Annotated in this window: 22 protein-coding genes; 6 read left to right on the top strand and 16 right to left on the bottom strand. The window is 58.9% G+C overall.

Going from position 1 to position 22,093, the window contains the following annotated elements:
- Positions 1-272: 272 nt before the first annotated feature.
- The 5 genes from MRK42_RS10700 to potA all read right to left on the bottom strand — a co-directional run bounded on the left by MRK42_RS10700 (position 273) and on the right by potA (position 6,091).
- A complete protein-coding gene (locus MRK42_RS10700) occupies positions 273-1,904 on the bottom strand; it encodes a phosphoethanolamine--lipid A transferase (protein ID WP_042069336.1) in 1,632 nt (543 codons plus the stop codon).
- 224 nt (positions 1,905-2,128) lie between these two features.
- Entirely contained in the window at positions 2,129-3,196 is a 1,068-nt protein-coding gene (locus MRK42_RS10695; protein WP_042069337.1) for an extracellular solute-binding protein, read from the bottom strand.
- A 141-nt stretch (positions 3,197-3,337) separates the two neighbouring features.
- On the bottom strand, positions 3,338-4,108 hold the full coding sequence (gene potC / locus MRK42_RS10690; protein WP_042069339.1) for a spermidine/putrescine ABC transporter permease PotC: 771 nt from the start codon (positions 4,106-4,108) through the stop codon (positions 3,338-3,340).
- Positions 4,105-5,001 carry a spermidine/putrescine ABC transporter permease PotB gene (gene potB, locus MRK42_RS10685; protein ID WP_042069341.1) on the bottom strand — a complete coding sequence of 299 codons (897 nt, stop codon included), beginning with the start codon at positions 4,999-5,001 and terminating at the stop codon, positions 4,105-4,107. Before potB ends, potC begins: the two co-directional genes overlap by 4 nt.
- Positions 4,988-6,091, bottom strand: coding sequence for a spermidine/putrescine ABC transporter ATP-binding protein PotA (gene potA / locus MRK42_RS10680; RefSeq protein WP_338612389.1), 1,104 nt, complete (start codon positions 6,089-6,091; stop codon positions 4,988-4,990). The genes potB and potA overlap by 14 nt, the downstream gene beginning before the upstream one ends.
- A 193-nt stretch (positions 6,092-6,284) precedes the next feature.
- On the opposite strand from potA, the gene MRK42_RS10675 reads away from it, so the two are divergent.
- Complete coding sequence (locus MRK42_RS10675; protein WP_201939807.1) at positions 6,285-7,028, top strand: hypothetical protein; 744 nt, start codon at positions 6,285-6,287, stop codon at positions 7,026-7,028.
- A gap of 16 nt (positions 7,029-7,044) precedes the next feature.
- Complete coding sequence (locus MRK42_RS10670) at positions 7,045-7,731, top strand: DUF2987 domain-containing protein (protein ID WP_201939541.1); 687 nt, start codon at positions 7,045-7,047, stop codon at positions 7,729-7,731.
- A gap of 93 nt (positions 7,732-7,824) precedes the next feature.
- Here the strand turns inward: MRK42_RS10670 and ttcA are convergent, their stop codons facing one another.
- The 11 genes from ttcA to ccoN form a co-directional block, all read right to left on the bottom strand.
- Positions 7,825-8,733: a tRNA 2-thiocytidine(32) synthetase TtcA gene (ttcA, locus tag MRK42_RS10665; RefSeq protein ID WP_042026184.1), complete on the bottom strand. Its 909-nt coding sequence runs from the start codon at positions 8,731-8,733 to the stop codon at positions 7,825-7,827.
- A gap of 67 nt (positions 8,734-8,800) precedes the next feature.
- Complete coding sequence (gene uspE, locus MRK42_RS10660; RefSeq protein ID WP_026458104.1) at positions 8,801-9,748, bottom strand: universal stress protein UspE; 948 nt, start codon at positions 9,746-9,748, stop codon at positions 8,801-8,803.
- A 138-nt stretch (positions 9,749-9,886) separates the two neighbouring features.
- Positions 9,887-10,642: an FNR family transcription factor gene (locus tag MRK42_RS10655; protein WP_026458105.1), complete on the bottom strand. Its 756-nt coding sequence runs from the start codon at positions 10,640-10,642 to the stop codon at positions 9,887-9,889.
- 68 nt (positions 10,643-10,710) lie between these two features.
- On the bottom strand, positions 10,711-11,397 hold the full coding sequence (locus MRK42_RS10650; RefSeq protein WP_061477537.1) for a sulfite exporter TauE/SafE family protein: 687 nt from the start codon (positions 11,395-11,397) through the stop codon (positions 10,711-10,713).
- The gene (gene ccoS / locus MRK42_RS10645; RefSeq protein WP_026457736.1) at positions 11,381-11,569 is read right to left on the bottom strand and encodes a cbb3-type cytochrome oxidase assembly protein CcoS; all 189 of its coding nucleotides are present in this window, start codon (positions 11,567-11,569) and stop codon (positions 11,381-11,383) included. Before ccoS ends, MRK42_RS10650 begins: the two co-directional genes overlap by 17 nt.
- 129 nt (positions 11,570-11,698) lie before the next feature.
- Positions 11,699-14,083, bottom strand: a complete 2,385-nt coding sequence (locus MRK42_RS10640) for a heavy metal translocating P-type ATPase (protein ID WP_338612388.1) — start codon at positions 14,081-14,083, stop codon at positions 11,699-11,701.
- Between the two features lie 3 nt (positions 14,084-14,086).
- Entirely contained in the window at positions 14,087-14,575 is a 489-nt protein-coding gene (locus tag MRK42_RS10635) for a FixH family protein (protein WP_338612387.1), read from the bottom strand.
- Between the two features lie 140 nt (positions 14,576-14,715).
- Positions 14,716-15,699, bottom strand: coding sequence for a cytochrome-c oxidase, cbb3-type subunit III (gene ccoP, locus MRK42_RS10630; protein WP_338612386.1), 984 nt, complete (start codon positions 15,697-15,699; stop codon positions 14,716-14,718).
- The gene (locus MRK42_RS10625) at positions 15,699-15,878 is read right to left on the bottom strand and encodes a CcoQ/FixQ family Cbb3-type cytochrome c oxidase assembly chaperone (RefSeq protein WP_026456585.1); all 180 of its coding nucleotides are present in this window, start codon (positions 15,876-15,878) and stop codon (positions 15,699-15,701) included. Before MRK42_RS10625 ends, ccoP begins: the two co-directional genes overlap by 1 nt.
- Positions 15,879-15,889: 11 nt before the next feature.
- Positions 15,890-16,504 (bottom strand): cytochrome-c oxidase, cbb3-type subunit II, encoded by a 615-nt coding sequence (gene ccoO, locus MRK42_RS10620; protein ID WP_042026191.1) that lies wholly within the window; start codon positions 16,502-16,504, stop codon positions 15,890-15,892.
- 16 nt (positions 16,505-16,520) lie between these two features.
- Positions 16,521-17,945 (bottom strand): cytochrome-c oxidase, cbb3-type subunit I, encoded by a 1,425-nt coding sequence (ccoN, locus tag MRK42_RS10615; RefSeq protein WP_026456586.1) that lies wholly within the window; start codon positions 17,943-17,945, stop codon positions 16,521-16,523.
- Positions 17,946-18,227: 282 nt separating this feature from the next.
- Between ccoN and MRK42_RS10610 the strand changes: the two genes are divergently transcribed.
- From MRK42_RS10610 to prc, 4 genes are all read left to right on the top strand, one after another.
- A complete protein-coding gene (locus tag MRK42_RS10610; protein ID WP_223377706.1) occupies positions 18,228-18,689 on the top strand; it encodes a hypothetical protein in 462 nt (153 codons plus the stop codon).
- A 93-nt stretch (positions 18,690-18,782) separates the two neighbouring features.
- Positions 18,783-19,241 carry a GAF domain-containing protein gene (locus MRK42_RS10605; protein WP_042026193.1) on the top strand — a complete coding sequence of 153 codons (459 nt, stop codon included), beginning with the start codon at positions 18,783-18,785 and terminating at the stop codon, positions 19,239-19,241.
- Positions 19,242-19,344: 103 nt separating this feature from the next.
- On the top strand, positions 19,345-19,983 hold the full coding sequence (proQ, locus tag MRK42_RS10600; protein WP_026456589.1) for an RNA chaperone ProQ: 639 nt from the start codon (positions 19,345-19,347) through the stop codon (positions 19,981-19,983).
- A gap of 8 nt (positions 19,984-19,991) precedes the next feature.
- Positions 19,992-22,007, top strand: a complete 2,016-nt coding sequence (gene prc, locus MRK42_RS10595; RefSeq protein WP_338612385.1) for a carboxy terminal-processing peptidase — start codon at positions 19,992-19,994, stop codon at positions 22,005-22,007.
- Positions 22,008-22,093: the final 86 nt, after the last annotated feature.

Genomic DNA, 22,093 nt, shown 5'->3' with positions numbered 1-22,093 from the left:
CAAAAATGTGAAAACGATCTCAAAGGTGCCAACAGAAAGGGCGGCAAGGGTGCCAGCAGAGGCCAAGCTTCCAGATGAATGCAACTCCGTTGGCGAGGGGCTGGATAACGGCGTGCAGGTTAACCCGCCCTGATGGTTATGGAACTGACAGTGCCCAACCGCCTTGCAAGCCAGGCGAGTCAGACCTCGTGTTGTGCCGCCAAGGTTTCCCGCTCACTTTCTTGCAAATGAACGAAGCGATGGAAAGGGCGGCAGTGCAGATGCAGGGAGGATCAGGGCGCCTGCGTCCTTCGGCAGGGACTGAAAATATCGAGACGCTTGTCATAGACGGTCGTCTTGACGTCCCAGATCCCCAGCATGGACGAGAACAGATTGTCATGGGAGTAGGGGGTGGCGTTGGCATTTTTTTGCAGGCAGAGGATGTTCAGCTTCTTCTCCTTGATAAAGCCTGGCGACATCCAGATCTGCATCGGTATGCGAGTCTGTTCATCGGGGGCGATCCGGTACGGGGCCGAGTGCAGATAGAGCCCCATTTCACCGAGGGATTGGCCGTGATCCGATAGGTAGATCAGCGCCGTGTTGTACTTCTCTTCATACTGCTTGAGTCTGGCGATCAGCCGGGCAACCACCAGGTCGGCATAGCGGATGGTGTTGTCATAGGTATTAACCAGCTGCTCGGTCGTGCAGTTCTCGATGTCGCTGCGCGGACAGTCCGGCACAAACTTGCGCTGCTCACTGGGGTAGCGCTTGTAGTAGGTGGGGCCATGGCTGCCAAGCAGGTGAAAGGCGAGCATCTTGTCCCCCTTCATGTTGGCCACCTCATCATCCAGCCCCTGCAACAGTACCTCGTCGTAACAGGTGCCGCCCTTGCACAGGGTGGGATTGGTCGTGGGCTGGATCTGGATATTCGGGACCCGATCACAGACCCCTTTGCAGTTGCTGTTGTTGTCCTTCCAGTAGATGGAGATGCCTGCCTTTTGCAATACGTCCAGCAGTCCCTCGCTGTTTCGGGCCAGATTGCCGTCAAACTCCTCGCGCCCCATGTTGGAGAACATGCAGGGGACCGACACGGCAGTGGCTGTGCCACAAGAGCGCATCTGCCTGAAAGAGATGACGCCACCTGCCTTGCTGGTAAAGGGATTGGTCTCCCTGGCATAGCCATTCATCGAGTAGTTTTTGCTGCGGGCGGCTTCCCCCAATACCAGAAACATCAGGGTAGGTTTGGCCGAGCTGGCCGTCCGTTTGGCATCATCTCCCAGGGTTGTGAAGGGGATGGGCTCGACCAGAAAGCGCTTGTAGATAAATTTGGTGGTGCTGTTGACGACGTTGGCCGGCACGATTTCACGCTTGAGGCTCGAATTGTTGCGACCTACCGAGACGTAATCCTGATAATAGAGTGCGGCAATAGCTGTCACTATGGCCAGGGAGACCAGCATGGAGAGGGAACGAGCGAGGAGGCCTTTGTACCAGCGGTTGGCATAGTTGATCTTGATGAAAAACAGGCCGATCGCGGGGAGGATGCCGGTTACCGTCACCCAGGCGACGATGGGCGCACTGACATAGGCCAGGGCTTCGCTCTGGTTGGTCTCGAAGACGTTCTGGATCATGGTCTGATCAAACTGGACGCCATATTTGAGCATGGTGTAACTGGCAATGGCGCTGATGACGAAGAGGAGCGCGAAGAAGGGCTTGAGCAGATAGCGGATGGAGAATGGCACAAACACGAAGTTGAGCGCTGCGACCAGCAGGATGGGGAGCGAGATGACAAAGCCCGTCTTGACGCGCTCCAGCTGGGAGAGAATGTCATAGAGATGCAGCCAGATGGGCCAGTTGAACAGGCATGCAAACACGACCGCCAGCAGGGCAATGAAGGGGACAACTCTTGTTTCCATCACAAAGGGCATACAGGCATCCTGATCGCAGATGGTGAAAATGGCATTCACGACAACGGCAGCGGATCACTTGGCATGGTCGCCAATTTTCAGTGAATGACGCTGTGGATTACCGATATACGAAGTGGTTTATGAATGTGGCGTTAACGCTGGCATTGCTTGCCTGTGGCGCACGGCATGGCAGATTTGGTGGGAAAACAGCATAAAAACCCCCGGCGTGGCCGGGGGCAATGGACTTAATTGGCGTTGGCCACCATGGCCTTGAGCTGCAGGAAATACTGCTCGTAGAGCTGGGAGGCGTCCCCCACATCGGACTGGAACACCCCTTTTTGCTTGGTCTCGTCGCTTGGGAAGACCATGGCATTGTTACGAAACTCGGGAGAGAGCAGGGGGATGGCATCCTTGACCGGGGTCGGGTAGCCGATGGTTTCGGCCACCTTGGCCGCCACGTCCGGGCGCATCAGGAAGTTGATGAGGGCATGGGCCTCTTTCACGTGTTTGGCCTTGGCGGGAATGGCCAGGTTGTCCATCCACAGCACGGCCCCTTCCTCCGGATAGGTCATCTTGATGGCCGGGTATTCGCGCTGGGCGCCGTAGGCGGAGCCGTTCCACAGCATGCCGATGTTCACTTCACCGGCGATGAAGGGGTCCGCCGGGTTGTCGGAGTTGAACGCCTTGACGTTGGGCATCAGCTTTTTCAGGTACTCGAACGCCTCGGTGATCTGGGCCTTGTCCTGGGTGTTGGGGCTGTAACCCAGCTGAACCAGGGCGATATGGAACACCTCGCGGGCGTCATCCATCAGCAGCAGGCTCTCTTTCCACTCCGGTGCCCAGAGCTGCTTCCAGCTGGTGACGGGTTCGCTAATCATCTCGCTGTTGACGCCGATGCCGGTGGCGCCCCAGATATAGGGGACTGAGTAGCGGTTTTGCGGATCGTACTCGTGGTTGAGCAGGGTGGGGTCCAGGTGCTTGAAGTTGGGCAGCTGGGCACGGTCGAGGGGTTGCAGCATCCCCTCCTTGGCCATCTTGGAGATGAAGTAGGTGCTCGGCACCACCACATCGTAGCCGTCACCATGGGTCTTCAGCTTGGCGTAGAGGGTTTCGTTGGATTCATAGGTGGAGTAGATCACCTTGATGCCGGTCTCTTGCTGGAACTGCTCCAGCAGACCGTCCGGTACGTATTCCGACCAGTTGTAGAAGTAGACCACCTTGTCTTCGTTGGCCTGTACCGGCGTGCTCAGCAGCGGGGCGGAGAGGGTGAGGGCGACGGCCATCATGGCGCCCGCCTTGTACTTGATTGTCATCAGAAACTCCTTGAGGTAATGGGGCCTTGCGGCCCACCGTGACAGAGTTCGCCTGCGCCAGCGGTGTTGCTGCGTGACGCCGTCATGTGGCGAAAAGGGGCTGCGCCGGGGCGCAGCAAACAACCCGAGCAAACGGGCAGGCTACGCCTGCCGCTTGCGCAGTAACAACTGGGCGACCAGCACCATTCCCAGTGAGGCAATGAGCATCAGGGTGGCCAGGGCGTTAACCTCGGGGGAGATCCCCACCTTGACCATGGAGTAGATCTTGAGGGGCAGGATCTCGTAGGCCGGGCCGGTGACAAAGGAGCTCACCACCACATCGTCCAGGGACAGGGTGAAGGAGAGCAGCCAGCCCGCCATCACCGCCGGCAGGGCCAGCGGCAATATGATCCGGCGAAAGATGATCCCCTCGCCAGCTCCCAGATCCCGGGCCGCCTCCAGCATCCGCACATCGAAGCCGCACAGCCGCGAGTAGACGGTGATGACCACGAAGGGCAGGCAGAAGGTGATGTGAGCGATGAGCAGGGACCAGAAACCCAGGGCAACGCCGGTAGCCACGAACAGGGTGAGCAGCGAGATGGCCATCACGATGTCCGGGGACATCATCACCACGAACAGCATGCCGCTGACGTACTGCTTGCCCCGGAAGCGATAGCGAAACAGCGCCACTGCGGTGAGGGTGCCGATCAGGGTGGCCGACGTGGCGCTAAGGGCGGCGATGGTCAGGGAGTGCTGGGCCGCCTGCATCAGGCTGGCGCTGGCGAAGAGCTTCTCGTACCAGCTCCAGGTAAAGCCGCGCCAGTCGATGCCGTACTTGGAGAGGTTGAAGGAGTTGGCGATCAGCACCCCTATGGGGACATAGAGGTAGGTGAACACCAGCAGCAAAAATCCCGCTTTCAGTGCGCGCATCATGCCAGTTCCCCCTTCTTGCTCAAGAGTTTGCCCGCTCGCCAGTAGCAGTAGACCAACAGGGCCATCAGCACCGTCAGCATCACGCTGATGGCAGCGCCGAAGGGCCAGTCACGGCTGTTGAGGAACTGGGTCTTGATGAGGTTGCCGATCAGCAGGTGCTTGGCACCGCCCAAGAGATCGGAGACATAGAACATCCCCATGGCGGGCAGAAATACCAGCAGGCAGCCTGCGATGATACCGGGCAGGGTGAGCGGCAGCACGATGCGGTGCAGCCGCTGCCAGCCGTTTGCTCCCAGATCCCGCGCGGCTTCAAGCAGTCGGCCATCGAGCTTCTCGATGCTCGAATAGAGGGGCAGCACCATGAAGGGGAGCAGCACGTAAACCAGGCCGATGATGACGGCCACCTCGGTGTACATCATCTGCAGTGGCCGCTCAATGAGCCCCAGATCCAGCAACCAGCCGTTGATGAGGCCACGGGTGCTGAGCAGCACCTTGAGGGCATAGGTGCGGATGAGGGAGTTGGTCCAGAAGGGGACCACCACCAGAAACAGCAGCAGGGGGCGAATGCGGCTCGGCAGATGGGCCAGCAACCAGGCAAAGGGGTAACCCACCAGCAGACAGATAGCGGTGGCCACCAGCGCCAGCCACAGGGAGTGGAGCAGCACCTCAAAATAAAGGGGCTCCAGCAGTCGGCCATAGTTGCCCCAAGTGAAGATCGGGCTGATGAGGGTCGACTCGTCCCGGGTCAGGAAGCTGACCCCGAGGATCATCAGGTTCGGAAAGAAGACGAACAGGGTCAGCCAGCCGAGGATCAGCGCGATGGCCCCGTTGCGAAAACCGTTGTGGGCAAAGCTCAGGGGAGCCCGGCCGCGGCGTGAATTAGTGAGGTTCATAGGGCAGCACTACCTCCCAGCTGTCGACCCAGTGGATGGCCACCTCCTGGCCCAGCCGATAGTCGAAATCCGGGTCATCCTCGTCGAAGAACTCCGAGATCAGCAGTTGCTTGCCACTCTCGAGCTCGATCATCGAGTCCAGGGTTGCGCCCTTGTAGTTGCGCTCACAGATCTTGCCCGCCAGTGCGCCCGCCTGATCGGCCCCGTTGTCGAGAATGCGCAGATCTTCGGGGCGCAGCAGCACCAATACCTTGTCGGCGGGTTTGAAGGGCAGGGCTGTGTGGAGCAGGCACTCGCGTCCTTCCACCTCGGCGCGCCAGACGCCGGGTTCGCTCTGGCTGATCAGGGTGCCATCCATCACGTTGATCTCGCCGATGAAGCGGGCAACGAACAGGTTGGCCGGAGATTCGTAGATGTCGCGCGGGGTGCCGCGCTGGATGATGTTGCCCCCCTCCATCACCAGGATGCGGTCGGACATGGTGAGCGCCTCTTCCTGATCATGGGTGACGAAGACGAAGGTGATACCGAGGCGGCGCTGCAGTGCCTTCAGTTCGGTCTGCATCTGCTTGCGCAGCTTGTAGTCCAGCGCCGAGAGAGATTCATCGAGCAGCAGCAGGCGTGGCTTGTTGACCACGGCGCGGGCGATGGCAACCCGTTGCTGCTGACCGCCCGAGAGCTGATCCGGACGGCGGTTGGCCAGATCGGAGAGCTGCACCATGGCCAGGGTCTCCTCGACCCGCTGGCGGATTTCGCTTGCCGGCACCTTCTGCATCTCGAGGCCAAAGGCGACATTTTCGAACACCGTCATATGGGGAAAGAGCGCATAGCTCTGAAACACGGTATTGATGTGTCTGTGTTCGGCGGGAATGTGGGTGATCTCGTCACCGGCCAGGTGGATGGTGCCACCGTCTACCGATTCGAGCCCGGCCAGCAGGCGCAGCAAGGTAGTCTTGCCACAGCCGGAGGGACCCAGCAGCGTGAGGAATTCCCCGTCATAAATATCAAGGTCAAGGTTATTGAGAATCGCCTTGCCATCGTAGTGTTTGCTGATCTTGTTCAGCGCGACAATTACCTGTTGGTTTTTCATCATCCGCCAGTCTCACCCCAGCCAGTGGCCATCGTGTTGAAAGAAGGGTCGCATTCTATTGCAGCCGACACATGAAATTAAAGGCTTTTTAGCCCGAACAGGACAGGAAAAACGGCTACGAATACCGGATCAAACCGCTATAATGTGCCACCTGATTCGTTCGTTTTCGATGTTGGATAGTCAATTGAGTAACAAAATGCGTATTGGTGGCTCCCTGGAGCAGTCCCTGAGCCAGGGTTATCGCCTCGATCTGAAAGGGGTGATCCAGGAGGGGTGGCAACAGACCCGCCGCACCGGATTCGGCCTGCTGCTGGCTATCGTCGGGGTAACGGCAATCTGGATCCTGCTCAGCAACATGTTGCTGGTGCCCTATATCGGTGACGATACGCAGATGAACGTGGCCATGGTACTGAGCCTGCTCATTACCGTCATCATGGCTCCCATGACCAGCGCCCTCGATATGCTGGGGCTGCAGCAGTCGGTGGGGGTACGTGCCAGGGCCAACCAGGTGTTCGACTTTTTTCGTCACTTCGTGCGTCTCGGTATGCTGAGCCTGCTCGGCAGCGTGCTCACCAGCCTGTTTGGCCCGCTGTTCGAGTTGGTCGGCTTGCCGGTGGTGTTCTCTTTTGTACCTTCTGCCCTCATCGGCATGGGCCTTATCTTCACCGTGCCCCTGGTGCTGGAGCGCGGATTGACGCCGGTGCAGGCCATTGTGGTTTCCCTGCGGCTGTTTGTGCGAGGCTGGCCCAGCCTGGTGCTGTTTCATGGCGTCATGGCGGCGCTGCTGTTTCTCGCCCTGCTCCCCATGGGGTTGGGACTTATCTGGATGGCCCCTCTCTACTTCAACTGCAAGGGGATCCTCTATCGGGATCTGTGCGGCGTGGCAGTAGAGGTCAATGAAGTGACCGAACGGGAAGGGCCCGATCATTTCAACGCATGATGCATAAGGATATTGAATGACCTGTCGCAATGGAGTGACCTCGGCGTTGCGCCGCGCCCTGCTGGCAAGCCTCTTGCTGCCGGGGCTGGCGGTGGCGGCACCTACGCTGGATCTGCAATACAGCACCTTCTACAGCCAGATGAAGAGTGTGGCCAAGGGGGATTTCGGTCATGCCAGGTTGGGATTTTATCTGACCGATCCGCAAAATGGCCGGCGCTGTACTCTGACCTCGGCCCGGGTGTCGACGCCGGACAGGGATGTAGCCGCCGAGGTAACGGTGGACAGCGAACTGCGCCTGCCTTTTGACGGGGATCTCAATCTCGACAAGGCCACTGTGGTGGTGGAGCTGCAAGAGCCCCATACCAGCTGTGACATGGCGGTACAGGTGATGGCCGATGCGCCGGCAGGCAGCCAGTTTCCGGTAGCGGAGATTGCCACTCGCCAGCAGCAGATGCAGCAGTTGCTCGACAAGATGGCGGGCATGGTGGGCAAGTATTTCCTGCCGTCCATGGAGGGGGTGCACATCGCGTTGGTCGAACCGAGCGGGACGGCCTATCTCGTTGAGGGGGCCCGGCAGGAGGCGTTGCCCTGGCAAGATGGCCAGCTGCAGTTGAACAGGGCTCAGCTCGCCGATTTTGCGGACGGCACCTTGCGCCTGCAGGGGAAGGTGCTGCGACTGACCCCCTGGCTGCGCAAGGAGTAACGGGGCAGAGCCAGCCACAGGGATAGAAAAAAGGAGCGACGGGTCGCTCCTTTTTCATTGTTGTTGATTATTGCTGTTTTGGCAGCAGAGGGCTTAGCGCACCTCAATCACATCCAGCATGTCCATCTCGTCGATGTCGAGGTGGGGCACCTTCGGCATCTCGGGGGGATCAAACGCCTTGTCGCCGCCATCTATGATGCCGGAGTCGCGGTTGATGCTCTTGAAGTCAAACAGCTTGTGATCGAGCAGGTGGCTCGGGATCACGTCCTGAATGGCGGTGAACATGGTTTCGATGCGCCCCGGGAAGCGGCGATCCCAATCCTGCATCATCTGCTTGATGGCCTGGCGCTGCAGGTTCTCCTGGGAGCCGCACAGGTTGCAGGGGATGATGGGGAAGGCCTTGACGTCTGCATAGCGGATCAGGTCTTTTTCCTTGCAGTAGGCCAGCGGGCGGATCACCACGTTCTTGCCATCGTCACTCACCAGCTTGGGCGGCATGGACTTGAGCTTGCCGCCGTAGAACATGTTGAGGAACAGGGTCTCGAGGATGTCGTCGCGGTGATGGCCCAGGGCAATCTTGGTGCAGCCCAGCTCCTGGGCGGTGCGGTAGAGAATACCGCGGCGCAGACGCGAGCAGAGCGAGCAGGTGGTCTTGCCCTCGGGTACCTTCTCCTTGACGATGGAGTAGGTGTCCTCTTCGACGATCTTGTACTCGATGCCGAGGGTGTCGAGGTATTCCGGCAGGACGTGCTCGGGGAAGCCGGGCTGCTTCTGATCCAGGTTGACGGCGACCAGATCGAAATGGATGGGGGCGCTGGCTTTCAGGTTCATCAGTATGTCGAGCATACCAAAGCTGTCCTTGCCGCCGGACAGACACACCATCACCTTGTCACCCTCTTCAATCATGTTGAAGTCGGCAATGGCCTGACCCACGTTGCGCCGCAGGCGCTTTTGCAGTTTGTTGAAACTGTATTTTTCTTTGGCGTTCAGCTCTTCTAGCATGCTCGTAAAACCCGGGACACAAATAAGCGCGTTATTATAGCCATGTCCCGGGGGAGGGCAAGGTGCCTTATGCCTGATTGCGGCGGCTGTCCACCGGGCAGCTGTAATCGGCCGGTTTAAGGATCAGGATGTCGCACGGCAGCCTGTCCACCACATGCTCGGCGGTGTTGCCAAGCAGGGCGGCCGAGAGGCCGGTACGGCCGACGCACCCCATGATCATCAGGTTGGCATTGAGCTCTTCTGCCATGTCCGGCAACACCTCTTCGGGCAGGCCTTCCGCGACCCGGGTCCAGAGGTGGCCGATCCCGAATTTGTCGGCGTGGCTCAGCAGCAGGTTTTCGTGATGCTTGCGGATCGCCTCGTTGTAGGCTTTAGGATCAAACTCCGGCAGTTCGATGGCCACGTTGACCGGCGTGCCTGGGTAAGTGTTGACCAGATAGAGGTTGGCCCCCAGCAGTTCGGCGATGTCTGTGCCCTCCTGGGTGATCCGCTCGTTGAGTACCTTCTGATCGGGGTCGTCGCTCGAGCAGTTGATGGCGGCGATGATGTTGCCGCCACGCTGCCAGTGCCCTTCTTTCACCAGCAGAACCGGGCAGGGGCATTTGCGCAGCAGGTGCCAGTCGGTGGGAGTAAAGATGAAGGTTTGCAGGAAACTGTGATGGTGGGTGGCCTTGACCACCAGATCGTGGCGCTGCTCCAGCACCTCCTGAATGACGCACTCGAAGGGGCGGTTGTGCCAGACGACTTTCACTTCGCAGGTGATCCCTTTTTCCCGGTAGGGAGTCAGGATCTCGTCCAGCCACTCCTGGCGCTGGGAAATGACACCGTGGCGCATCTCTTCCCGCTCCTCCGCCGACAACATGGCGGTCATCTCGTACGAGAAGTCATAGATGGTGAGCAGCAGGGTCAGATGGGCATTATTGTCCAGCTCGGCGATCTTGACCGCCCGTTCGAGGGCGATTTGCCGCTCTTCTTCGGGGTTGATAACCACCAGAATGTTCTGATATTTGACCATCTTCTCCTCCTTGGAAAATACCAATGTCAGCAGGACTTTAGCATTTACAGCTTAGCGCAGGAGGTAGGTGGCGGTCGTGTGCCGGATCAAATTCCAGAGGAAAGGATCCGGCAGAGGAGAGGGGAAATGGCGGGGAGATCAGCCGCAGGTCGGACGGGTGGCGCCAGCCATCTGGCCGAGTGCCGCGTGATCGAGCACGGTAATGTACTTGCCCTTGACGCTGATAAGACCGGACTTCTGGAAGCGTCCAAGCAGACGGCTGATGGTCTCGACGGTGAGGCCCAGATAGTTGCCGATGTCGCCCCGGGTCATGGAGAGACGGAACTCCTTGGCGGAGAAACCGCGCTCGGAGAAGCGTACCGACAGGTTGTGCAGGAAGGCTGCCAGGCGCTCTTCGGCATTCTTCTTGGAGAGCAACAGGATCATCTCCTGATCGCCCATGATTTCGTTGCTCATCAGTCGCATGATCTGCTGACGCAGCTTGGGCATCTTGCCGGAGAGATCGTCAAGCACTTCGAACGGGATCTCGCACACCATGGCGGTTTCCAGCGCCTGGGCGAAGGAGGGGTGAGCCTGTTTGTGGATGGCATCGAAGCCGACCAGATCACCAGCCAGATGGAAGGCTGTGATCTGCTCATCCCCTTGCTCTGTGATGGTGTAGGACTTGATGGTCCCGGAACGGATGGCGTAGAGAGACTTGAACTCGTCGCCGGCCTTGAACAGCTCTTCACCCTTCTGGATCGGCTTCTTGCGCTCGATGATGCTGTCGAGCTGATCCAGCTCGTTGTCGTTCAGGGTAAAGGGAATGCAGAGCTGACTGATACTGCAGTCCTGGCAATGAATTGCACAGCCACCGCTCTGGATACGTCTGCCAGGTTTCTTTTCCGGGATCATAGGCTCATACGAATAATTGATTTATATCAAACAAGTTTACCATCAACTCATCCGTTTTGGATAGGGTTTCAAAAGGATGCAATGCCAACCCACAAGGTGTGAACCCCATAAAAAATGAGCAACAGGGCGCCTCCGAGGCGCAAACTGCGCAAGGTCAGCCAGTAGCGCAACCGATCCGCGAGCCCCCCCAGAGCAAACAGAGTGGGCAGGGTGCCCAACCCAAACGCAAGCATGATGAGAGCGCCGCCGCTGGCCGAGCCCGCCGCCGCGCTCCAGGTCAGCATGGAGTAGACCAGCCCGCAGGGCAGCCAGCCCCAGACCATGCCAAAGGGCAGCGCCTGCAGGGGGGAGGTAAAGGGCAGAAACTTGCCCGCCAGCGGTTTGATGTGGGGCCAGAGTCTGGCGCCGATGCGTTCGAGTAGCAAAATGCCCTGCCACCAGCCTGCCAGATAGAGGCCGAGGGCGATCATCAAGAGGGCCGCGATGAGCCGCAGTCCGGCGATGGCGTGTTTGCCTGCCCCAAGCTCGCTGGTGGTGGCAAGCAAGCCCCCCACCAGGGCTCCGGCAATCACATAGCTGAGGATGCGGCCCAGGTTGTAGTTGAGCAGATAAGTGAGGCGTCCCCAGAAGTGCTGTTTGTCGGCCGGGATAGCCATGGCAAGGGCCGCCGAGACACCGCCGCACATGCCGATGCAGTGTGCCGAGCCCGCCAGTCCCACCAGCAGGGCCCCAAGAAGATCAAGATTGTGCGTCATCTGGGCTGTGCTTGGTTGGTTTCTGGGCAGGTTGGTCTTCATCAAACAGGATGTTGGAGCCCTGTCTGTCGAGGTCCTCAAACTGCTCGGAGCGAATGGCCCAGAAGAAGACGACTCCGGCGATGATCACAAACAGGATGGCGATGGGGATCAGGACAAAAATGATGTTCATGGTCTCTACCTTGGCAAATGCCTCCTTGGCGACTGAGCCCCATGGTAACCCTGTTCGGGTCGCCGGCCAGTCGCCACGGGTCAAAAATGTGGCCTGCGTCGGTGACAGGCCATCGAGTCAATGGTCACGTCAGCGATTGAGCCGCATGGAGTTGGTGACCACGATGAGGGAGCTCAAGGACATACCGGCCGCCGCCAGATAGGGGGGCAACCAGCCGCTGGCAGCCAGCGGCAACACCAGCAGGTTGTAGCCGATGGACCAGGCGAAATTCTCGATGATGATCTTGCGGGTGCGCAGGGCCAGCGCCCTGGCGTCCAGCAGGCGATTCAGATCATCAGCAAGCAGGATGGCATCGGCGCTGTTCTTGGCCAGATCCGTGCCGCCCGCCATGGCGAACGAGGCATGGGCCCCGGCCAGCACGGGAGCATCGTTGATGCCGTCGCCCACCATGATGCTGATCTCCCCGTCAGCCTCCCGCCCCTTGAGGTAGGCGAGCTTGCCATCGGGGGTGACACCCTTGATCAGCTCGTCCACGCCAAGCTCACGGGCCATTTCATCGGCCTGGGCCGAACTGTCGCCGGTGAGGATGGTGGTCTGCAAACCGGCCGCTTTGAAGGCGGCGATGAGAGCCTTGGCGTCGGGGCGCAGGGTATCTTCCAGCTCGAAGCGGGCCAGGACCTGGCGCTCGTCGGCCAGATAGATAGAAAGGCCGCGGGGGCTGATGAGGTCATCGCTCAGTCCCAGCCAGCCAGCGCTGCCGATGCGATAGCGCACGCCATCGACAATCCCGGTAACACCGTGGCCGATGACGGGAGTGATGTCACTCGCATGAGGCAGCAGGGCGATGCCATCGGATGGCAGGCGGAAGGCGCGGGCGATGGGGTGTTCGGACTGTGCCTCCAGGGCGCGGGCGATGGCGAGACAGTGCTCGGCATCGAGATCCCCCAGCACCTGGGTGCGGCAGAGGCGAATTTCCCCTGTGGTCAGGGTGCCCGTCTTGTCCATCACCACCCGGTTGGCCTTGGTCAGCACATCCAGCACGTGACCGCGACGCAGCAGTATGCCGGAGCGGGTGAGATGAGCGGTGGCCGAGGTGAGTGCGGTTGGCGTTGCCAGCGACAGAGCGCAGGGGCAGGTGGCGACCAGCACCGCCAGGGTGATCCAGAATGCCTGCTCCGGCTGGTGAAAATGCCAGAAGGTCCACACCAGGGCCGCGATGATGAGCAGCACCAGAATGAAGTGGCGCGACAGCACATCGGCCATCTGGGCGATGGCGGGCTTGTCGTCGAGGGCGTGATCCTGCAGGCGCATGATCTGGGCGATCCGCGACTCCTCGATACGATGGCTGACCCGGATCTCGAGGGGGGCATCGGTATTGATGGTACCGGCATAGACCTGATCCCCATGCCCCTTGAGCAGCGGCAACTGTTCGCCGGTCAGCATGGATTCATTTAGGCTGGCTTCCCCCCGCACTATGATGCCGTCAGCCGGCAGGGTGGCGCCCGCCAGCACACGCACTCTGTCTCCTATTTGCAGGGTCTTGGCGGCGACCTCATGTTCACCTTCCTCGTCGATGCGGGTTGCCATGATGGGCACCAGCCGCGCCAGGTTGGAGCTCGACTCGGACGCTTTGCGTCTGGCTCTGAGCTCTAGGAACCGCCCCAGCAGCAGGAAGAAGACGAACATGGTGATGGAGTCGTAGTAGACCTCGCCCGTGTTGAAGACGGTGGCCCACATGGAGGCGACAAAGGCGCCGATGAGGGCCAGGGATACCGACACATCCATCGAGAGGTGACCCTGCTTCAGGCTGCGCCAGGCGTTCACGTAAAAAGGTTGGGCCGAATAGATCATGATGGGGGTAGAGAGCAGCAGGCTTATCCACTTGAAGTAGACCATGAACTCCTCCTCCACGCTGATGAAGAAGTCCATGTAAAGGGCCACGGCGCACATCATCACCTGCATGGAGCCGAGCCCGGCCAGTGCCATCCGGAACATGTAGCGGCGCACCTCTTTGGCGTAAAGCGCCTCTTGCTGATGGGTCTGGAAGGGGTAGGCGCGATAGCCAACCTTGGCGAATCCCTTGAGGATGTCGCTTAAAGAGAGCTTGTCCGGATCCCACTTGATGCGGGCCCTGTGGGTGGTGGTGTTGACGTTGATGTAACGCAGTCCGGGGAGGGTCATCAGGTGGCGTTCGATAAGCCAGGCACAGGCGGCGCAGCTGAGCCCCTCTACCGTCAGCTGGATTTCTCGCACGTTGCCGCTGTCGGTAACAAACTCCTGCTGCACCTCGGCCAGATCGTAGTGGGTGAGGGCGGCCAGCTCCTCGGGCACCAGATCCCCCTTGGCACCCGGTGCGGTGCGGTGATCGTAATAACTGGCCAGGCCGCACTCCATGATGGTTTCCGCCACCGCCTGGCAACCCGGACAGCACATGGGACGGACAATGCCCTTGATCTCGAGGGCATAGTGACTGTCGGCGGGAACCGGCTCGCCACAGTGAAAACAGCCGGTCATGGTTTAGCGTCCTTTGGGATCGAGTTCGACAGGGGCCTGAGTGGGCAGTTGAACCGTTTCTTGCAGTCGCCATTCGTGGTTGAAGGCATCGACCCGGAGGTGCCATTTACCGGTCAGGGGGCGTTCAAAGTGGAAGCGATAGGTGCCGCTGCCATCGGCGGTGATCAGGTGCTCGCTGTCCTGACCGGCCAAGGTGGGGTGGAACAGGGAGAGGTACAGCGCCTGTCCGGGCGGGATGTCGCCACTGAGCGGGTTGAGGGTCAGCTCCTGACCGTTGACCTCCAGCGCAAAGCGGATGTTGAGCGCCTCGGCCCGGTCAAACTTGCTCAGATCCTGATTGATCTCTTTCCCTTGTTTGTAATAGTCCTCTGCCACCAGATTTACTCCATCCTTGCTGGCGATGATGGCGGTGGCGATGCTGCCGACAACGGCGGCGGTGGGGAGGGCGATGATAAACCAGGGCCAGAATTGGCGATACCAGGGTCGGGTCATGATTGCTACTACCGTGAAACGAATGATTAACGAGGAGTATGGCTTTTACGCAACACAAGATAACAAAAAGCCTCGAGTAGTCGAGGCTTTTTGCTGTGTAATCACGTGTTTATCACATGTTACTTCGGGTGTGGCCGACCTTATTTGGCAGTCTGTGGGTGAGACAGGCTGTAAACGTAGGAGGCCAGCAGGTGCACCTTGTCTTCGCCCAGAATGTCTTTCCAGGCCGGCATCACACCGTGGCGACCGTGGGTAATGGTCTGGACCACCACTTCGCGGGAACCACCGTAGAGCCAGGTGCTGTTGGTCAGATCAGGTGCACCGACGGCGATGCCGCCCTTGGCATCCGGGCCGTGACAGGCGGCGCAGACCGCAAAGCGGGCTTCACCCTTTTTGGCTTCCACCAGATCGACCTTGCGACCGGACAGGCTTAGCACGTAGGAAGCGACTTCCTGCACGCCATCCTTGCCCAGGATCTCGCCCCAGGCAGCCATGATCCCCTGACGACCGCCCATGATGGTGGTCTTGATCTGATCCGGGGCGCCGCCCCATTGCCATTCGCTGTCGGTCAGGTTCGGGAAACCGCGACCACCGCGGGCATCGGAGCCGTGGCACTGGGAGCAGTTCTGCAGGAACAGACGCTGACCCACCTTGCGGGCTTCCGGGTCGGCGGCGATCTCCTCGATGGGGCGATAGCTCTTGCCGTCAGCCTGGTAGGCCAGCTCGCGGAACTTGGCGCCGTAGATCTCGTCAGCCTTGGCGATCTCGCGGTCATACTCCACCGCACGACCTTCCGACTTGGCAGACTCGGTCGCGGCGCGGGATTCGGCCAGCGAACGGACATCCTGGTTGGAACTTTGCCAGCCCAACAGACCCTTGAAGTTGCCAAGGCCCGGGAAGGCGACCAGATAGACCAGACCGGTGACGATGAAGAAGAGGAACATGTAGGTCCACCACTTCGGCAGCGGGTTGTTGATCTCTTCGATGCCGTCGAAGGAGTGACCCATCGACTTGCCTTCTTCAACACCCATCTTGTCCTTGCGGCACCACATCAGCAGCAGGAAGCAGCCGAAGATGGTCCCCAGGGTAATGACGGTTACGAAAATACTAAACAGAGTGCTCATTATTGTTTCGCTCCTGCGTTCTTTTTATCAGCACCGGATTGCTCATCATCGGCGAAAACCAGATTGGCAGCCTCGTCGAAAGCGGTCTTGCGGCGTTTGCTGTAAGCCCAGACGAAGATGCCGATCATGATGGCCATCAACAGCAGGGTGTACAGACCGCGAAAAGTGCCGTAGTCCATCTCCACACTCCTTATTTCAGGGCATGACCCAGTGATTGCAGATAGGCCACCAGGGCTTCCAGTTCGGTCTTGCCCTTGACGGCATCACCGGCGCCCTGAATATCGGCATCGGTATAGGGCACGCCGAAGTGGTCGCGGAACAGCGCCAGTTTCTTGCCTGTCATCTCGCCGGTCAGCACGTTGCGATCGAGCCAGGGGTAGGCGGGCATGTTGGACTCGGGTACCACGTCGCGCGGGTTGATCAGGTGAACCTTGTGCCACTCGTCGGAGTAGCGGCCACCAACCCGGGCCAGATCCGGACCGGTACGCTTGGAGCCCCACAGGAAGGGGTGCTCCCACACGCTTTCACCGGCGACCGAGTAGTGACCGTAACGCTCGGTTTCGGCACGGAACGGACGGATCATCTGGCTGTGGCAGTTGGTGCAGCCTTCGCGGATGAAGATATCGCGCCCTTCCATCTGCAGGGCGGTGTAGGGTTTGAGGCCCTCCACCGGCTCGGTAGTCTGCTTTTGGAAGAAGAGCGGGGTGATTTCGACCAGGCCACCCAGGCTGATGGCAAATATGATGCCGACCACCAGCATGGGAACGCTTTTTTCAAAGATCTCGTGACGGTTATTGTTGCTCATGCTTTGACCTCTTCAATCATGCTGGCTGGGCGACGGGTTCCAGAGAACCCTTGGGCGCGGTGATGGTGCGATAGGCGTTGTAGGCCATCAGCAACATACCGGTGACAAAGAAGCAGCCACCCAGGAAGCGCACGAAGTAGAAGGGATAGGAGGCCTGCAGGGCTTCCACGAAGCTGTAGGTCAGGGTGCCGTCTTCGTTGACTGCACGCCACATCAGACCCTGCATCACACCGGAAATCCACATGGCGACGATGTAGAGCACGGTACCGACGGTCGCCAGCCAGAAGTGCACGTTGATCAAGCGGATGCTGTACATGCGACCCTGGCCGAACAGGTTCGGGATCAGGTGGTAAACCGCACCGATGGAAACCATGGCAACCCAGCCCAGGGCACCGGAGTGAACGTGACCTACGGTCCAGTCGGTGTAGTGGGAGAGGGCGTTGACGGTCTTGATCGCCATCATGGGGCCTTCGAAGGTCGACATGCCGTAGAACGACAGGGAGACGATCAGGAAGCGCAGGATGGGGTCATAGCGCAGTTTGTGCCAGGCACCGGAGAGGGTCATGATGCCGTTGATCATGCCGCCCCAGGAGGGCACGAACAGGATCAGGGACATCACCATGCCGAGGGACTGGGCCCAGTCAGGCAGGGCGGTATAGTGCAGGTGGTGCGGACCGGCCCAGATGTAGAGGGAGATCAGCGCCCAGAAGTGCACGATGGAGAGACGGTAGGAGTAAACCGGGCGGCCGGCCTGCTTGGGCACGAAGTAGTACATCATGCCAAGGAAACCTGCGGTCAGCAGGAAGCCTACCGCGTTGTGACCGTACCACCACTGCACCATGGCATCCATGGCACCGGAATACATGGAGTAGGACTTCATGCCGGACAGCGGCACTTCCATGTTATTGACGATGTGCAGCACGGCGACCGTGATGATAAAGGCGCCGAAGAACCAGTTCGCCACATAGATGTGGGAGGTGGTGCGCTTCATCAGGGTGCCGAAGAAGACGATGGCGTAGGCGACCCAGACCACGGTGATCGCCAGATCGATCGGCCACTCCAGCTCGGCATACTCTTTGGCGGTCGTGAATCCCAACGGCAGCGAGATGGCCGCAGAGAGGATGATTGCCTGCCAGCCCCAGAACACGAAGCTGGCGAGCGGGCCACCAAACAGCCGGGTCTGGCAGGTACGCTGCACCACGTAGAAGGAGGTCGCCATCAGGGCGCTCACCCCGAAGGCGAAGATCACCGCGTTGGTGTGCAGGGGCCGCAGACGACTGTAAGTCAGCCAGGGGGTTTCGAAGTTGAGGGCAGGCCAGATCAGCTGGGCTGCGATCAGTACGCCAACCGACATGCCGACAATTCCCCAGACAATCGTCATGACGGTAAACTGGCGAACAACGGTGTAGTTGTACTCAGGATGGTTAGTTGTATGGCTCATCGTTATATTCCGCTTCCGATGCTGCTGTTGTTTGGTTTTTGTCCGGTAAACCGGACCTGTTTCATCGAGTCACCGCCCACCAGTTGTTAACATCTGTTAACGAAAGGAAAAGCAAAAGATGACCATATGAAAACTGCATGGGAATGATACTGAAGTGACAGGTAAAATAACAGTATAAACAGTGATATATTTGGCTCCGTCCGGCCTCGTTTTAACCGCGATTTACCTTGTGCGAGATCACAAAAATACTATTTTTTCCGCATCTTATTGGGACCGCTTTTCATGAAAGAAAAACTCACTAGCCGTAAAGTCATGCACCTCGGACTGGTGCTGGCCCTATTATTGGGGCTCATTGCATACCGTACCTGGTTTTCAACCGAAAACAGCGCCGCACCCGCGCCGATAAAAGATCAGATTTGTGATCTTTCCCACAGCAGTTGCACTGTCTCTGTCGGCGAAAAACCCCTTACGGTGGCGGTGGCCGAGCTGCCGGTACGCGCCGAACGGGATTTTGCCCTGCGCATGACGGGGGGGGATCCGGCCATTACCCCGGTGAAGGCATGGCTGGAAGGGCGGGACATGTTTATGGGAACCATTCCGGTCAAGTTTGAACAAATAAGCGGCGGTTGGCAGGGAACGACCCTGGTGGGCAGTTGTACTTCTCCCACTATGGTCTGGCTGCTCAATATCGAATGGAACAATGGCGAGCGCCAGCAATTGGCGTTGTCGGTTGCCCGGGAATAAGTCGTTGGCCGCAAAGGAGTGGAAAAAATATTTGAAATTTCCATGCCAGGCGTTACCTTCCCTTGGCCTACAGGGAGTGAAATCTATTTAATCATGACTGAGAAAAATCAATTTTATCGAACCCTCAATCAACAGGCGCGAGCCCTGCTGGAGGGAGAAACCGACCTGATTGCCAACCTGGCCAACCTCTCCGCCCTGCTCAATCAGGAGCTGGCAGATATCAACTGGGTCGGTTTTTATCTGTTGCAAGGGGACACCCTGGTATTGGGGCCCTTCCAGGGCAAGCCGGCCTGTGTCCGCATTCCCGTCGGCCGTGGTGTCTGTGGCACCGCCGTGTCAGAGGGCAAGACCCAGCTGGTAGATGATGTGCATCAGTTTGATGGGCATATTGCCTGTGACGGTGCCAGCAATGCCGAAATCGTGATCCCGGTGCGCCGCAACGGCGAGATCATCGGGGTGCTCGACATCGACAGTCCGATTTTTAACCGTTTCGATCAGGAAGACCGGATTGGCCTGGAAGAAACGGTGCAAATTTTGGAAAGCATGCTCTAAGTGATTGCTTAGATGGTTCGCAAAAGGCCCCAAGCTCTCTATAATGAGGCCTTTGTTGTGCTCGGGAAGTGCCCGTGCGTTTATATGAAAGCCAAGGTTATACATGGAAAACACTGAGAAGCTGAAGAACAGTAAAGAAATCGTTGCCTACCTGGTCGAGAAATTCCCGGCCTGCTTCGTTGCTGAAGGAGAGGCCAAGCCGCTCAAGATTGGCATCTTCCAGGATTTGGCCGAGCGTCTTGCTGACGATGCCAGAGTCTCCAAGACCATGCTGCGCTCTGCTCTGCGTCAATATACTTCCAGTTGGCGCTACCTGCATGGCCTCAAGGCTGGCCAGGCTCGTGTCGATCTGGACGGTAACCCGGGCGAACTGCTGACCGAAGAGCACATCGAACACGCCAAGCAGGCTCTGAAAGAGAGTAAAGAACGCGTCTTTGCCAGCCGTCGTACCAACAACAAAGAGAAGGATGACAAGGCCAAGAAACCCCGTCGTCCGGCTCCTCGCAAAACCGAGAAGGCGGATGTCGCCGCCAAGCCAAAGGCTCAGGAGAAAGCACCTGTTGCCGATGCTCCGCTGGTCAAGGTGGATGCCGCTACCCTGAAAGTGGGTCAGGACGTCCGTGTGGTCATGGGCAAGTCTCCGGTTCCCGCAACCATCAAGGAAGTGACCAAGGACGACGTTCAAGTCCAGCTGCAGACCGGCATGACCCTGCGGGTCAAATCAGAGCACCTGGTTCTCTAAGGAGAGACATGTTGAAGCATGGCGTAATTCGTTTTTCCCTCGTTGCCTGTAGCCTGGCGCTTGCCGGGCTCGCACAGGCCATCGAGCCGGTGCTCAAGGAGAGTGATTTGCCTGTGTTGGCTCAAGAGAGCCAACATGCTACGGCTAGCAAGCGAATTGCCAATCTGTTTACCCGCTCGCATTACAAACAGTTCAAGCTGGATGATGCCTTTTCCTCCGTGATCTTCGACAAGTATCTGGAGAATCTGGATTACAGCCGCAACTTGTTTTTGGCCTCTGACATCAGCCGTTTTGAAAAGTACCGTAACGGGTTTGACACCGACCTCGAAAGAGGCCGTCTGGCGCCCGCCTACGAGATGTTCAACCTGAGTCAGCAGCGGCGTTATGAGCGGTTCGAATACGCCCTCAAACTGCTCGATACTCCTTTCGATTTTACCCAGCCCGACAACTATGTGTTCGATCGGGAAGGGGCGGCTTGGCCGAGGGATGAAGCCGAACTCAACGAGTTGTGGCGCCAGCGGGTCAAATACGATGCCCTGAGCCTCAAACTCAGCGGCAAGGAGTGGCCCGAGATCAAGGAGCTGCTTGGCAAGCGTTACAACAACGCCATCAAGCGGATGTCCCAGACTGAGAGCGAGGATGTGTTCCAGCTCTTCATGAACTCCTTCGCTCGCGCCATCGAACCGCACACCAGTTATCTCTCACCGCGCAGCGCCGATCGTTTCAACACCGAGATGAACCTCTCGCTGGAGGGGATTGGTGCCGTGCTGCAGGCGGAGGACGATTTCACCGTCATTCGTTCCCTGGTGCCCGGTGGTCCTGCTGCCAAGTCCAACAACCTCAAGCCCGATGACAAGATCACCGGGGTAGGGCAGGAGGATGGCAAGATCGTCGATGTGATCGGCTGGCGTCTTGACGACGTGGTCGAGCTCATCAAGGGGCCCAAGGGCAGCAAGGTGAAGCTGGAGATCCAGCGCGGCAAGGGCGCCAGCGCCAAGACCGAGCAGATCGAGCTAGTGCGGGACAAGGTGCGCCTCGAAGATCGCGCCGCCAAGTCCAAGGTGATCACCGCCGAAGGCAAGAAGATCGGGGTCATCGAGATCCCCAGCTTCTACGTCAATCTTCATGAAGATGTGATCAAGGAGCTCTCCAGCCTCAACAAGCAGAAGATCGATGGCCTCATCATCGATCTGCGCGGCAATGGTGGCGGTGCCCTGACCGAAGCTTCGGCCCTGAGCGGTCTCTTCTTTGCCAGCGGTCCCGTGGTGCAAATTCGTGATCACATGGGCCGCATCACGGTCAATGGCGATGACGATGGTCAGGTCTACTACGGTGGCCCCATGTCGGTGATGATCGATCGCTACAGCGCCTCGGCCTCCGAGATCTTTGCCGCCGCCATGCAAGACTACGGCCGCGCCCTGATCCTCGGGGAAAACTCGTTCGGCAAGGGCACGGTGCAGCAGCATCGCAGCCTGGCCAAGGTCTACGACTTCTACGAGCAACCGCTGGGTCACGTGCAGTACACCATCGCCAAGTTCTACCGGATCAACGGCGGCAGCACCCAGAACAAGGGGGTTGCACCGGACATCAGCTTCCCGACGCCGGTTGCGCCGGAAGAGACTGGCGAGAGCCGCGAGTTCAACGCGCTGCCGTGGGACAAGATAGCCTCGGCCAACTACCAGACGCTGGGTAATTTCACCAGCCAGCTGCCCAAGTTGCAGGTGGCCCACGATGCACGGATTGCCAAGGATCCCGAGTTTGCCTACGTGATGCAGGACATCGCCGAGTACCAGGGGGAGAAAGATAAAAAATCTGTCTCCCTCAACGAGGCAGAACGTCTGGCAGAGCAGGCCAAACAGGACGAGAAGGCGCTCAAGCGCGCCAACGAACGTCTGGCCCGCCTTGGCAAGCCAGCGGTGAAGAGCCTGGATGACTTGCCTGCCGATTTTGAGGCGCCCGATGAGTATCTCGTCGAGGCGGCCAACATCACGGCGGATCTGGCCAAGGCCGGCAAACGTAGTTGAGTTGGCCAATCTGAATCGATAAGGGCGACGCGAGTCGCCCTTTCTTTTATCAGACCGCAAATCGTTTGACCCCGCCTGCCGGTTGT

The organism is Aeromonas sp. 19NY04SH05-1 (assembly GCF_040581895.1).
GTDB lineage: Bacteria > Pseudomonadota > Gammaproteobacteria > Enterobacterales > Aeromonadaceae > Aeromonas > Aeromonas enteropelogenes.
The sequence above is the reverse complement of the archived record's forward strand: the minus strand, read 5'-3'. Positions and strand labels throughout refer to the sequence as shown.